Here is a 13,429-nt window from a genome sequence, read left to right on the forward strand (position 1 = left end):
CACCGTAGACGGCACAGCTGTAGGGAACGATACGCATGATCATTCTCCAACGGTTTCAGGCGCTTCAGTATCGCCCTTCTGGGAGGGGAGACCATCCTATTAGCTCTGAAGCCTTCCCGGTGCCTTGAAGTGATCACGGACTTGATGCAGCGTTTCGGAGCGAGTCAGCGACAGACGTGTTCGTTGCTGAATCTGTCCCGCACGGTCGACCGCTATAAGTCAGTTGCTCGACACCAGAGTGCGTTGGAGATGGGCATCACTGAGATCACTTAAGTGCGGGGCATTACGGTGCCCCCCCGTGTACGCGATGCTTCGCCGCAAAGGCTGGCTGGACAACCATAGACGCGTCGAACACGTGTATCGCGAACTCGGGCATTCGTTGCGTCAAATGACGACCGCGGCGCAACAAGTCGGCAAGGCGCCGGCAGCCGAAGCAGTCCGTCAGTGCCATCACTGAAGTCTGGAGTATGGATTTTGTCGCAGATGCGCTTTTCGATGGCCGACGGCTACGCACACTTACGATCGTGGATAACTACTCGCGGGAATGTTTGGCGATCGAGGTCGACGGTTCGGTGCGGGGCGAGCATGTTGTCGTAGCGCTGACCCGACTTGCCCAATACAGCTCGCTTCCCCGCAATATCAAGGCCGGCAATGGCAGCGAATTCATTTCGAAGGCGCTCGACAAACGGGCGTACGAGAATGGCGTGGATATCAACTTCTCGCGCCCAGGCAAGCCGACCAACTCCGCGAAGAATGAGTCCGTCGACGGACACTTCAGGGAGGAATGCCTCAATGCACATTGGTTCTTGTCGTTGCAGGACGCCAGACTCAAAATTGAGGTTTGGCGCGAGCACTATAACGAGGCGCGTCCTCATTCTGCGCTGCAATGGATGATGCCAGCGGAATTCGCCCGCCAGTGCACCGTCCGAGCCGAGTCGGCCCACCCCAAAGAGCCGGAAATTTCCAACGAAGGCCGGGACGGAAATTGGGCCAGAATCAGACCCGACTCCCTGTCATTGGGGTCTGATTGCAGGTGCCCACGCGAACACTCAGCTTCAGACCTTCCATCGTTCATTGGCAGGGCGTCGTTAATCGACGGCTTCCGATGTAGATAATCGCCAGTTACTGATAACTCATCGTGAACGTCGCGAGACCGTTGGCCGTTCCGGGCGTGATCTTAGGTGCTGTCTGAACATACCGCGCGGTCAGCGGAATGGTAAATGTCCCATTCCCGCTTGTACCCGCCTTCCACTGGTTCGTGTTACCTGTAGCGCTGGAATCCGGGCCATATTTGATCACCGTGGTCCCGTTTAGCACCTGAATTCCAACACCAGTTGCTATAGAATCCCTTGCAAGCGTCAGTGTGTCCGACACATTGCCCGGATTGGTGTGATCCGTGAGCGTTGTATAAACATTGGTGTAGGTACCCGCGTTGCCGCCCGAGCACTCCAGCACGATATTGAAGGGCTTGCTGGGCGAAGGTGTACCGACCCCGGCAAACGTACTTGCGGGTATGTTCCCGAGAGGGACCGTAATCGACGGAGTGGTCACACGACATGTGGGTACCTGCGGTAGAATCGTAATACCTCCACTTACCCGAAACGACGCGAGTTGCTGCCCGTCAGATCCCCCATACCACGCTCCTATCTCACCACCCGTGAGTACCCCCCCTGCCGTGATCGGGCCTGTCTTGATAAAATTGAAGAACCACCCCACCTTGTCGAACACGGTCATTTCTTTGTTGGTACGAACGCTCAAATCAGTGGGCCAATAATTCAGCGCTCCCCCGCCCATATGTACCATCCTATAAATCATCCCTACGCCGGGTACCCCTGTCGCATATATGTCGGCAACGTGACCGTTTACGCTAGTGTACTTACCAACAACGGCTGTCTTGCCTCGATGTTGAATTACTCTGGAGGTGCCTCCAAGGCCTTCAGGACAAGAGATCTTGCCCCCGGTGGTAGATAATTGCACCCTAAACGCCGTCGCTTCAGTTGTTCCACCGAGCATCGAACCGATTGGGACGTTTGGGTTAAATGGACCTATCTGGAACGCAGGTATATAAAGCACAATAGGCGCGGACGATGCCACGCCGCCTGTTGGAGTCATGAGACATGCTGCCCGCGCGCCACCAGATATCGCAAAAACGGCAGCAATCAAACCCGCACGATAAAACATTTTTACCGCCCTTTAAAAATTAAATGCATAAACGCGGCAAGTCATTCGAACGATGAATCGCTCCACCACATACACGTATGTGACAAGCCATACATCTTTACGCCACTTATTAACAGATGGATTTATGCCAACCCCGAATATCCAGATTGATCATTCAAACAATCGAATTCAGCCGCTCCCGAGGAATAGAGTAGTGCGGCAAGCGCCTGTTACGGGACACACACTGCGTCCACCACCGTCCAATGCGCTCGCCCGTTTTCCGGCACCTTCGGCAGCACGACGGACATCCTGCATTGTTCGTTGACGCCATCTCCCCACTTCACGCTGAACTCGCCAGAATCGCCCTTCATGCTGCGCACGATGATCCGTCCGGCCTGGGCGACCGTGCCGACCTCCTGGTTCGATGAATCAAACACCTGACCGCCGAACGGGAGCGGCTGGCCGTCGGCGGTCTTCGCCCGAATGATCGCCGAGCGCCCACCGCCTTCTGTCTCGAACTTGAGCCGCACGACGGCGCCCGCCGTCGGCATCGTGTATTGAGAGGTCGACTTGATCTCCACGCTCAATGGCAGGCCCTTCGGGTCGATCTCCACGTCGTTCTTCGCAAATGGCCTCAGGCTGGACACCACGGCATGTCCCCAGGGATCGACGCGCAAGCCGGAGCCGTTCGTCACGCGAGCGCCGCTCGCATCCTTGGCCTCGACGATCGCCATGGTTTCACCCAGTTGCGGCGAGAATGCGATGCCACCGCCATAGGCGACGATGCCTCCCGACACCCCTGCGCCAAACTGCGTATAACCCGTCCCGGCTGACGCACTGCCTTTCACCGACGCGACCGGCGTCATGTACCCCACGTTTCCGGCCACATTGGTCGTGGTGCGCGTCGAACCACCGCTCATGCTGCCGATATTCATGCCGTACGTCAGCCCGTTGTCCTCACCCAGCGCACCGGACAGCGATTGCTGAACCTGCGTGACGCCCCGCGAGTCGCGCTGCGCATTGGTCGACGAATAAGGTGCGTGCATACCGCGCCCAAGCGGCATGCTGACGCTCAACATCACCGTGTTGTTCCACTTGCGCTGCGTCAGGTCGAACTGGCGCGACATCGACACGCCGTAGTTCATCCGCTTGAAGCTGTTGTTGTATCCGCCCTGGAATTGCGTGTCCCGCCCTGCGCGGTTCCAGTAATCCTGAGTCGAACCCGACAGATAGAACGACCCGTACCCTTGCGGTAGTGTCTGGTTGACCGTGAGCTGCAACCGGCCGCGCTGCACACCGCTCGACAACATGTGGTCGGTCAGGCCGCGCCCGGCGAGATCCCGCAACGCGCTGGCGTCTGGCAGGCTCAAGAAGCCGCTGCTTGAATAGCGGTAGGCGGCCACTGTGATGTTCGTGTTTGTCGGCGCAAGCAGCTTGCTGTAAGTGATCCGCACGCTTTGCCCGCTGCGATTCGGCTGGTTCGGCAAGCGCGTATTCGACTGCGTGATGTCCAGACCGACCGCGCCAAGCTCGGTGTTCAGCGAAGCGCCCAATGCTCCGGCAAGATAGCCGTCGCTTGCCTGAAAGCCGCCATAGGCCGTAATCGCATTCGTGAAGCCATGCGTCACCGTGCCCTCGAACATCAGCGGCGATTCGCTCTGCTGCTGGTTGCGGTACTTGCCCACCGTGACGCTAAAGCGGCTGCTGCCCGGGCGCAACGCATTGACCGGCGAGGCGTAAGGCACCCGCGATACATGCTTGCTGCCATCGGCCTCGGTCACCTCGACTTCGAGATCCCCGCCGTAGCCCGTTGGATACAAGTCGTCGATTACGAAGGAGCCCGCAGCAACACTGGTTTCGTAAATTATGTTGCCGTTCTGACGGACCTTGACCAGAGCATTGCTGTTCGCAATCCCATGAACCGTCGGTGCATAGCCGCGCTGAGACTCCGGGTACATCCGGTCGTCCGACACCAACTGTGCGCCGCGAAATCCGACGCTATCGAAAATCGTACCGTTGGTGTACGCGTCTCCAACGATGAACTGGCTTTTCAGCCGCGTGATCGAACGTGCGACATTGGTCTGCACACTCTGGTAGTGCGTGCCATTGCTCGTGTTGTACGAAAGGCTGCCGCTATGCCGAAACCGCCACGGCCCCATATTGAGGCCCAGGGTCAACCCGGTGTAAGCCTGCGTCGATGAAATTCCCGCCGTGTCGGTACGGTATACGTTTGCGTCGTACTTCAGCAGCGCGGCCGGTACGCCGTCGTCCCAATAACGCGGATCGACATACTCGCGGGCGTTGCGAATCATCGATGCCTGAGGCACGCTCACATCGAGCCGCTGTTCGCTATTGTCGAACTGCGCAGTTGCGTCCGGCACCAGTTCCGGCAAGGTCACGCACACGCCGGCAGCATCCGCCGCGGCGCTGTCGATCAATGCCTGCGCCTCTTTCGAAAATTTCGAAAGATCGGCACCAACTCGGTCGAGCATTGTGCGATCGAAACACGGCTGCACGCTATCGCTATCGGCGCCCCGCTGCTTGAGCGTGACATTAGAGCGACCTAACCACGTCTGGTTGACGTAGATATCCGCGCGGTACGTGCCAGGCGCCGCTAGGTTGCCCTTGTTGTAACGGCTAATGTCGACACGAGTCGCACCCGACTGCTGCAGGAATAAATCATTGAACTCCACCTCGCCACTCGTCTTGGCACCGGTGGTGTCATTTGCGGATGCTTCGGTACAGGCGAGCATCGCATACGCCACCAGTGCGCAGGGGCGCAGAGCAAAGGATATTCGATTTTGATTTCTTCGTTGCATGGATAGCCTAGGCGGGGAAATCTGCGACAAGGCCAATCCGTGCAGCAAATTCGCTAAGGAAAATTGAGCTCTTGTAGCAAGAGTGAATAAGCAGACGCCGTGGGGCGGCGTTTAATCGCGCGGCAGCGTGCGCGCAGCCGCGTCACCTTGCTGCAACGCCGAGTTTCCCTCGACAGCACCGCCAAAGTCGTTCAGCGTCGTGTAATGGACTTTCAAGTCTTGCGTTGCGGGTGCATCGCCTTTCAGCGGAAAGATCCGGCTTTCCTGCGGGTTGACCATGTCGGCAACGGCCGTTGAGGCCTTGCCGCCGGCGCTTGCGCTGATTGCCGTGAACGAAACGTGGTAAGGCGTCGGATTGCGTGCCTCGAGTGCCGGGCGACCGTCTTTCCGCGTTAGACGCCATTCAATCAGCGCCGGTGAATCTTCAACCGCGCCATTGAGGTCTGCCGGCCGGTAAAACACCTTGATCCGCGTACGGAGGACCAACTGCAGCTTGTTCGCGTCCTCTGCCGCCACCTTGGGCGGCGCCTCCAGCACGTTGAGCCAAAACAGCGACTCCTTCTGCTGTGGCAGCGGCTCTCCCATATAAACAACGCGCAGCGTTTGACCTTTGCCGGGATCAATACGCGAAATCGGTGGCGTGACCGTGAATGGCGCGTCGATATTCGACGGTGCAGCTTTTATATCCCCGCTATCGATCCAGGCCTGTACCAAGGCTGGCGACTGACCTTCGTTCGACAGTTTGATCGTGACTTCCGGCTCCTTTTCGTTATAGACGATACGGGTTCCAGCCACGACGACAGATGCCTGCGCATCCAGAGCCCCTGCCAATCCCAGCAAAGCACATCCGCATGCAATGAATATTTGAAAGGAGTGCTTAATATTCATAGACGTTTTCCCTGGTAATAGACGTGATGGATGGGGGAGGCAGTGAGATGTCTGCCTCACCCCACGGTGGGCGGGGCGCGGCCCCGCCCCCCCCTGCTTTATTGGTACACGAGCGAGTACATGACGGAGCTGTTCGCCGTACCAGCCGTTGCGGCGCCACCCGTCGCGACATAGCGCGCGTAGTACTGCAGCGTCGCGCCGTTGTCGACAATGGAAACCGCCTTCGAGTTCTGCGACGCATCAGCGGCGCCGGCCTTGATCGGCGAGAAGTCGGCGTTCGTCAGGCCGATCTGGACGTTGGCCGCGCTACCCCCGCCAGCGGTGACCATCAGGTTGCCCGTCGACAGATCGGTCGTTGCACCCGGCTCGAAGAACGTGTGGACGCTGCCGCTCGGCGACGAGCATTTGCTCAGCGTGATGTTGAACGGCGTCTGGCCAGCAGTTTGCCCTGCGGCGGCCAGCGCACCGGCGGAAACCGGAGGCAGTGCGACCGTAAAGTCCTTCGCACCCGTGCCGTTGCCGTTGATCGTGCAGGTTTGCGACGAAATGCTGCCGGTAAAGGTGATGGTGCCATCGGTCGCATGCGCCATTGCGGGAATTCCACCCATAATGGCGATTGCTGCTGCGGCGACACTTGCTTTAAAAAAACTCATAATTGGCCTCTAAATAGATTGATTTTCGGAACGAAATAGCCACGGCACATTAATTCCAAGCCTCTTCTTGGTGATCAGTCTCGTTGCGTATTTCGATGCACATTATCGAAACCCGAAGCCTCGGTGACTATTGGATGAAGTACGATTTTTGCGTTGCCGAGCCTATGATTTGTATGAAAAAGCGCCGATCTATCTGGCTGGTCTCGCGCGAAGTGTCACAAACGTAAAACGACGGCACGACCGGGAGCGCCGGCGCCCTCTTTGAGCTATCGATTCTTATGCCGCCCTGGTCGTTGCGTCTGCTTTGAGTAGACTCAGGCAGATGCGTCGCAAGATCGCAAAGTTCTGCGAAGTATGACTCACGCGAACCGTGCGTTGATCTCCACCGAAGGTCGTGTCTAGCACCCGGCGCATGTTGTTCTCGATGCGCCAATGAGCACATATGGGCCGAACGATTCGTACAGCGTGAGGAGGCAGGTTCGACACGCAATTGCGACGCTCGGTCGATCTGGCACTGTCGATTTCCACGAGTGACCAAAATCATCACGATCAAACATAGACCGAGGCATAAATCCCGCTCCAGCTCGCACCGCGCAAAGTTGTCACTGGCGATTCACCGGCGCGTTTTGATGCGCCTGTTGTCATTGTCGATTTTCTAAGATTCGGTTTTATTGCCCAGATAGGTCTCTAACACACCACCGTTCGAATTGCGCAGCAGCCGCAAGGTGAAGCGACTGCGGGTCGCGCAGGAACTGGTCGGGGTACTTGGCGCAGTCGACCGCGTTCAGCGGTGACACCGGATTGACCTGAACAACAATCGTTCGAAGGTCCAGTTGTTCGGCGACGCACCGGCGCGTGCTGCAAATGCCGGCGCGAGCCAGCCCTCCAGCACGTGCTTACGCGGAAGGCCTCGAAGACGCTCGCTTCTAATCTCGCTAGCGCTCGGTCTGCCAGTCACACGGGCCCCAAACCAGACGCACTACTCGGCTGCGCTACGCTCCGATTTGCAACCTGAAGGCTATCCGGCATCTGGGTTCTGAAACCGGCCGCGATTCTTCGCGCCCGCAATCCATTGACGTGTCTTGCCACGCCCGATCGAGGCCGCACCGGTCTTCGTGTCGCGATACTTCGGTGCGGTCGGTGCACAAGCAATCAAATCCACAGCACGGCGGCGACCGACGATCCCTTACCATGGTAGGTTCAAACACTCGTCGCGGACCGATCCGTCATACGTTTCGATGTGCAACTGTCAGTCTGCTTACCTGGTCGGTTGACGTCGATCTTTTCTCGATGCTGATTTTCCCATATGTCGATCAGGTGACCTGAAATCTCACTACCTGGTTCCGTAGAGCGCCTCTTCTCACGGTGATACGATTCGATGCTAATACCAAGCGTTCGGCGCTCAAACGTTGCCGGACTTCGATGGCCAGCGCTTCTTTCGGCAAGACATCCAAGATGGTCAAGGTGCGGAACTTCAAACCGTCAGCAAGCTGGTCCGCCATGAAACCCATACTCCACTTGTCGTTCTATTTGCCGGCGCCAATCAACGCGCGAATGTGTCAGGGACGTCGGTAAGGCGCCGATGGGATTGCCGGGAGGTCCAGTCGAAACCGGGTTCCGAATTTCGCACTACCTGAGCGGCCGCAGGTTGAGCGGCTCGCAATGCGCCTGCCAATGCAACCAGCGTGCGCGGATCGTCAAGTTCGTCGCGTGGCACCTGAATTGGGGCAGAGGCGAGTCGATGTGTGGTCTGAGCAGACTGCCTGCGGGCGGATACACTTTGCTCGATCGGCGCGAAAGCATGCCGAGCTGGAGTCGGCCGCCAGCCGATGGCGCGCGATGGCGAGGGCCGCCCCGCCGCGAACCGCTCTGATTTGGCCGTCGGCCGAGGGGGCTGGGCTCTGGGTTTTGACGATTCAGCGAGCGTCGCCGTCGATGGTCGTGCGGCAGCTCCATCGCCGTAATCGTCCGACTCGGCAGTTGAGCTCGTACGAGCGAAAGACGAATCCGATGGCCAGTTTTCGTTTTGGTTAGCGATGGAGTCCGTGCGCTGCCCCTGCATCAGCAGTCCAGTGTCAGGGGATTGTTCGTTCGTGGTAATCAACCAGCCGATGAGACCAAGCGCAATCACGGTCCAGCATGCTGCGAGAATCGCGCTCCGGCTGTGCGCGCGGCCTGTATCGGTGATCGGCTGAACAGCAACGATGTTCGGCGGCGACATTGGCCGACGCGAAGGCTGCCAGTGACAGTTGCGATGAGGTGCGGTGACGTCAATGCACGATGTCTTGATGACCGCTCGGCCAGGTCGTATGTCGGACGAGCCGCGGACCGCCCATTCGAGACCGAACGCCGGCACGCCATCGAGCGGCGCGAAACGTGGTTGAGCGAGTTCGCCTTCGACGGGAACAATTAGCAATCGGTTCATGGAAGAGTGGCACCGTCCGGCGCGAGCGGAAAGCCTAGTCCGGCGTGGACATCGATATAAAACGCAGTATTGTGGCCAATCGGGGAGCAACCCGTCGATCAGACGAATCTGATTTTCGACTAAGATTCAAAAAGGTCTGACTGCGGGCCGTGACGTATTTCAGACACCGGGGCCGCTCACCCACCGCACCACGTTCAACCGATCCGCGCTTCTGCGCCGCAATCGTCAAGCATAAAGAAATCAACGCCGGCGATATCAGCTTCGTCGCGAAGAGAGGCGCAGTGACGCTTGATGGCACCGCCGTTGATGCATCGCTGATCGACAAGGTTGAATAGCGTTTGGGAAAGACATCATGCGGCTTTCGCCAACGGCGCCGACCACTTGGCCGCAACAATCTTGTCGACTGCATTGGTTGCCTGCAGCTTTAGGCGACACTCATCTCGTATTCCCGGCGTTCATTGCATTGAGTTACGCGTCGCGATGGCGCACCAGTCTTGCAAGATTATGAGAGTGCATAAGGGACGTCCCTTGCATCCCCCCATACGTAGTTTGCTGTGTATTGGCCTTTGCATATAGTTTGGTGTACTTCGGGAATCAGGGGGTGTTCTGGGAGGCCCTGGGTTCCTCCCCACGCCAGTCCGACAGGCCACCCGGTACAGTTTTCCAAAACTCCCCCGCAAGAATACGGGGTCTCCCCCTTAGATCACACCGGCTCACTGTGGCGACTCCATGCCTCTTTCACTGCACCACCAGCGACCCATGTTGAGGATCGCGGCTCGTGTGTGCAACTGAGCTTACTTCGGCTGAACGTGACCGCTGCCGCACCGGAGATACGAGCGCTTTTGGCAGGACCAGCGCAGTTCGCGTGCCCCAGTTATGCTCGCGCGCCCATCTTGGCAATAATGCCCCGAGACGCGGGCAAGAGCTCACTCACACCAGTCCGTAGAAGTAAAGCCGAACGACAATTCGACTGCTGGCATGCTGTTTGAGGCGATGTCACCGGGTACCAATGCAAATCATGCTTTTTTGTAATAATTTAGACTGATAAAATTACTAAAAGTTTTAATTGTCGCGATGGTGAACAATTGCCCGTGCTAAGCCAGCAAACTCAGGGCCTCTTCGCTCGTGTTAGCTGTCAATCCGCTCGGCTTTAACGACAAACGACACGTGCGCATGGCCGCTCGAAAATACGCGTTTACGGAAGCTATGCAAAAATCTTTCAGCCCGTAATCGCATAACACCAGCCATGACTGACACGCTGCAGAAAGAGCATGCAGCCGCAGATCACGCAATGCGCAACTGGACCTTCGAGAGACAAGGTCCGGTCAGGATCGGTTCCGATGCGCACAAGCAGATGTTCTGCCGCATGCTGCTCGACACACACAACCCGTACAAGCCGGCCGTGATCGATTGGCCGGCGCTCAAGCCCGACGAACTCAAGCGCCTCACGTCGCTGCCGATCTGGGACATCGCGGTGCAAACCGAAGGCCGCGCATCGATCCGCGTGGCGACGTACGCGGAGTCGATCGACGATGCGCTGCTGCGCCGCGCACTCGAAATGGACGGCGGCGAGGAAGCGCGCCACAAGGTCGTGCTGTCGAAGCTCGTCGAGGCGTACGGTATCCGGCTCGCGCCCGAGCCGCCCTACCCGGCGCCGACCGACCCCGAGTGGTCGTGGATGATCACGGGCTTCAGCGAATGCATCGACAGCTTCTTCGCGTTCGGCCTGTTCCGATCCGCGCAGCGCTCCGGCTATTTCCCGCCCGAACTCGTCGACACCTTCGAGCCCGTGATCCAGGAAGAAGGCCGCCACATCCTGTTCTTCGCGAACTGGTACGCGTGGTACTGGCGCACGATGCCGTGGTGGCGCCGGCCGTGGTTCTTCGCGCGCGTCGCGGCCGTGTGGGTGCACCTGATCCGCGACCGCATCGGCATCGCGCGCGGCATCGATGCCGACGGCGCCGCGCGTGACGCGAACTTCCCGGCGACCGGCACCGCCGACATCGGCGACGCGCTGAACCCGCGCGAGCTGATCGAACTGTGTCTCGTCGAGAACGACCGGCGGATGGCCGGCTACGACAAGCGCCTGCTGCGCCCGATGTTCGTGCCGCGCCTGGCGCGCTTCGCGCTGCGGTTTCTCAAGAAGTAAGGCCAGGCGCGCTGCCGCGGGATGCGCGAGCCGGTGCGTGCCGCACGCTTGCCGGTTCCGCTCTCGTCGTGCGCGCCCCGGCGCCGTCGATGCGCTGCGGGACCTTGTCGAACTCCATCCGCCTGCCGTTTGTGGCGCGCCCGATACAGTCACCCCTGCCCTTTTTTCCCCCGGCGCTTCCATGCGCGCGCCGCGCATCGGACAAATTGCTGCCCCAATGATCTGACAATTCGGGCGCGTCGCCCTCGACGCTGACCCGCGTCTTTAGCAACCTGTCGCCACCCGGCGAGCGACCGTCGCGCGGCCCCCTCCCGGGGCGGCTCGGCACGCCCATGAATACCAACATCATCGATATCGTCAATAGGACAAATTCGAAATTTGAATGATGACGGCCGACACATTGCCCTGTAGCACTTTTTTACAAATTCGACGAACCCGCCGGCCCGGAACGCCCGCCACACGGGCGGCCACGGCGAACCGGATGCGCAAATCAGCACAGCTCGATATTCACCGATTCAAATTAAATTGATTTACAGATAATTAAATTAAATAAAAACAAAACCATCACAAAATACCGCATTAACAAATTAACAAGATAGCCGACACATTATCGATCGGCACCTCCGAAAACATTACAATTTCGAAAGGACGACCGATCCCGCAAACGTTTGCTATTTCATTTGTCTTACTTTTTAGCCTTTTCCATGTGTAATCTTCCGCACAAAACACATATAACACATTGATTTTTATACGAAATAGCGCATCCACCCAGAGAAATTCAAACCCTACACGACACATTCTTACATCTTTCAAATTCATTCGTCATCGATACATCAAAACACGATGCATTAACCATCTTTTAACTTTCCAAACCCTTCATTTATCACTTTTTAGCAATCTCTAAAATCCACCTCCAATAAACTCCGCCCATCAATTTTGAGATTCGCGCGAGCGCACGGAATATTCCTCTAACGAAAGAGACCGGTGTGTTGCGTGCATATTTGGAGGTAGCAGGACATGAACCGCACATACCGCTCGATCTGGAACGAAGCTCTTGGCGCCTGGGTCGCAGCATCGGAACACGATTCGGCACGGGGCAAGCCGAACAAGTCGGCCGTCGTGAAGGCCGTTGCAACCGCCGTCCTCGTAGCGGGGGCAGCCGCAGGTAATGTTGCGCATGCGCAGTACAGTGCGGGTGGCTTCACGACAGGCACCTCAGGCGCGGTCGCGGCCACCGGTAGCCAGGCAATCGCAATCGGCGGCGGCGCCGGCAGCACGACGACCGCCAGCGGTTCGACGTCGATTGCGATCGGCGCAAACGCAACGTCTTCGGGCAACTACTCCCAGGCGTTCGGCCAGGCCACGACGGCGACCGGCGCTAGCTCGATCGGTATCGGCTCCGGCGCGAAGGCGCTGAACACGGGCGCGACTGCGGTCGGCAACGACACCACCGCATCGGGCAGCAGCGCAATCGCGATCGGCGGCGGCAACAGTTCGGGCACGGGTGGCGCGATAGCCTCGGGGACCAACTCGATTGCACTGGGCCGGTTCTCGAATGCGTCCGCGAGCGGCGCAACCGCGCTGGGCTCTACCGCATCGGCCGGCGGCACCGATTCGGTCGCGATCGGCACCAACACCACCGCGCTCAATACCTCCGTTGCAGTCGGTCGCGGGTCCACGGCCACGGGCACGAACGGCTCGGTCGCAATCGGCAATTCCGCGACGTCGACGGGCCTGGGTGCAATCGCGATGGGTACGGTCGGCAGCTTCTCGGCGACCACAATAGCCAGCGGCACGGACGCGGTTGCACTCGGCAACGGCTCGACGGCCAGCGGCAATGCCGGGTCCGTGGCCGTGGGTTCCGCCGCCACGGCGTCGAACAGCTATGCAACCGCCTTCGGTGCAAACTCGACCGCATCGGGTTCGGGTTCGGTCGCATTCGCACAAAATGCCAATGCGTCGGCCACGAACGCCGTCGCGATTGGCGTCGCGTCGAGCGCCAATGTCGCGAACTCGGTCGCCCTCGGCTACAACTCCCAAACGACAAGCGCGCTGTCGGCGACGACCGGCGGCACCACGGTGGTCAGCAGCACGACCATCGGCGGTCAGACGTTCGGTAGCTATGCCGGCTCCGGCGCGGCAGGCGGCGTAGTCAGCGTCGGCCAGCCGAACTTCGAACGCCGCATCCAGAACGTCGCGGCGGGCCTCGTCAGCGCAACCAGCACCGACGCGATCAACGGCAGCCAGCTCTACGCCGTGGCAAGCACGACGACGTCGAGCATCACGAGCCTGTCGACTTCGACGTCGACGGGGTTGTCGTCGGCTAACAGCTCGA

The 13,429-nt window shown here is 58.9% G+C and carries 8 protein-coding genes and 1 pseudogene; 4 read left to right on the forward strand and 5 right to left on the reverse strand.

Annotation, left to right across the window (positions count from 1 at the left end; all coding sequences use genetic code 11):
• Positions 1–102 precede the first annotated feature (102 nt).
• Positions 103–968, forward strand: a pseudogene (locus tag VL15_RS39305) (IS3 family transposase); the annotation flags it as partial.
• A gap of 154 nt (positions 969–1,122) precedes the next feature.
• On the opposite strand, the gene VL15_RS43380 reads toward VL15_RS39305, so the two are convergent.
• From VL15_RS43380 to VL15_RS34440, 5 genes are all read right to left on the reverse strand, one after another.
• Positions 1,123–2,181 (reverse strand): fimbrial protein, encoded by a 1,059-nt coding sequence (locus tag VL15_RS43380; protein WP_230684584.1) that lies wholly within the window; start codon positions 2,179–2,181, stop codon positions 1,123–1,125.
• Positions 2,182–2,390: 209 nt separating this feature from the next.
• Positions 2,391–4,913 (reverse strand): fimbria/pilus outer membrane usher protein, encoded by a 2,523-nt coding sequence (locus VL15_RS34425; RefSeq protein WP_230684585.1) that lies wholly within the window; start codon positions 4,911–4,913, stop codon positions 2,391–2,393.
• Positions 4,914–5,090: 177 nt separating this feature from the next.
• Positions 5,091–5,867, reverse strand: a complete 777-nt coding sequence (locus tag VL15_RS34430; RefSeq protein ID WP_048251257.1) for a fimbria/pilus periplasmic chaperone — start codon at positions 5,865–5,867, stop codon at positions 5,091–5,093.
• A 98-nt stretch (positions 5,868–5,965) separates the two neighbouring features.
• The gene (locus tag VL15_RS34435; RefSeq protein ID WP_329955982.1) at positions 5,966–6,457 is read right to left on the reverse strand and encodes a fimbrial protein; all 492 of its coding nucleotides are present in this window, start codon (positions 6,455–6,457) and stop codon (positions 5,966–5,968) included.
• Positions 6,458–7,833: 1,376 nt separating this feature from the next.
• Positions 7,834–8,022: a hypothetical protein gene (locus VL15_RS34440; RefSeq protein WP_155420351.1), complete on the reverse strand. Its 189-nt coding sequence runs from the start codon at positions 8,020–8,022 to the stop codon at positions 7,834–7,836.
• A 1,072-nt stretch (positions 8,023–9,094) separates the two neighbouring features.
• Here VL15_RS34440 and VL15_RS43385 point away from each other — a divergent pair.
• The 3 genes from VL15_RS43385 to VL15_RS34450 all read left to right on the forward strand — a co-directional run.
• The gene (locus VL15_RS43385) at positions 9,095–9,280 is read left to right on the forward strand and encodes a BON domain-containing protein (RefSeq protein WP_230684587.1); all 186 of its coding nucleotides are present in this window, start codon (positions 9,095–9,097) and stop codon (positions 9,278–9,280) included.
• Between the two features lie 911 nt (positions 9,281–10,191).
• The gene (locus tag VL15_RS34445) at positions 10,192–11,094 is read left to right on the forward strand and encodes an aminomethyltransferase (protein WP_048251259.1); all 903 of its coding nucleotides are present in this window, start codon (positions 10,192–10,194) and stop codon (positions 11,092–11,094) included.
• A 1,017-nt stretch (positions 11,095–12,111) separates the two neighbouring features.
• Positions 12,112–13,429: ESPR-type extended signal peptide-containing protein (locus VL15_RS34450; RefSeq protein ID WP_048251260.1), on the forward strand; the 1,318-nt coding region annotated here is incomplete at its 3' end.

The sequence above is a fragment of the Burkholderia cepacia genome (assembly GCF_001039005.1).
Taxonomy (GTDB): Bacteria; Pseudomonadota; Gammaproteobacteria; order Burkholderiales; family Burkholderiaceae; genus Burkholderia; species Burkholderia theae.

Excerpts from the sequence above, each read along its gene's own strand:
- VL15_RS34440 (WP_155420351.1), bottom strand. The coding sequence starts at position 8,022 with ATGGCGGACCAGCTTGCTGACGGTTTGAAGTTCCGCACCTTGACCATC.
- VL15_RS34435 (WP_329955982.1), bottom strand. The coding sequence starts at position 6,457 with ATGGCGCATGCGACCGATGGCACCATCACCTTTACCGGCAGCATTTCG.
- VL15_RS43380 (WP_230684584.1), bottom strand. The coding sequence starts at position 2,181 with ATGTTTTATCGTGCGGGTTTGATTGCTGCCGTTTTTGCGATATCTGGT.
- VL15_RS34430 (WP_048251257.1), bottom strand. The coding sequence starts at position 5,867 with ATGAATATTAAGCACTCCTTTCAAATATTCATTGCATGCGGATGTGCT.
- VL15_RS34425 (WP_230684585.1), bottom strand. The coding sequence starts at position 4,913 with ATGCTCGCCTGTACCGAAGCATCCGCAAATGACACCACCGGTGCCAAG.
- VL15_RS34445 (WP_048251259.1), top strand. The coding sequence starts at position 10,192 with ATGACTGACACGCTGCAGAAAGAGCATGCAGCCGCAGATCACGCAATG.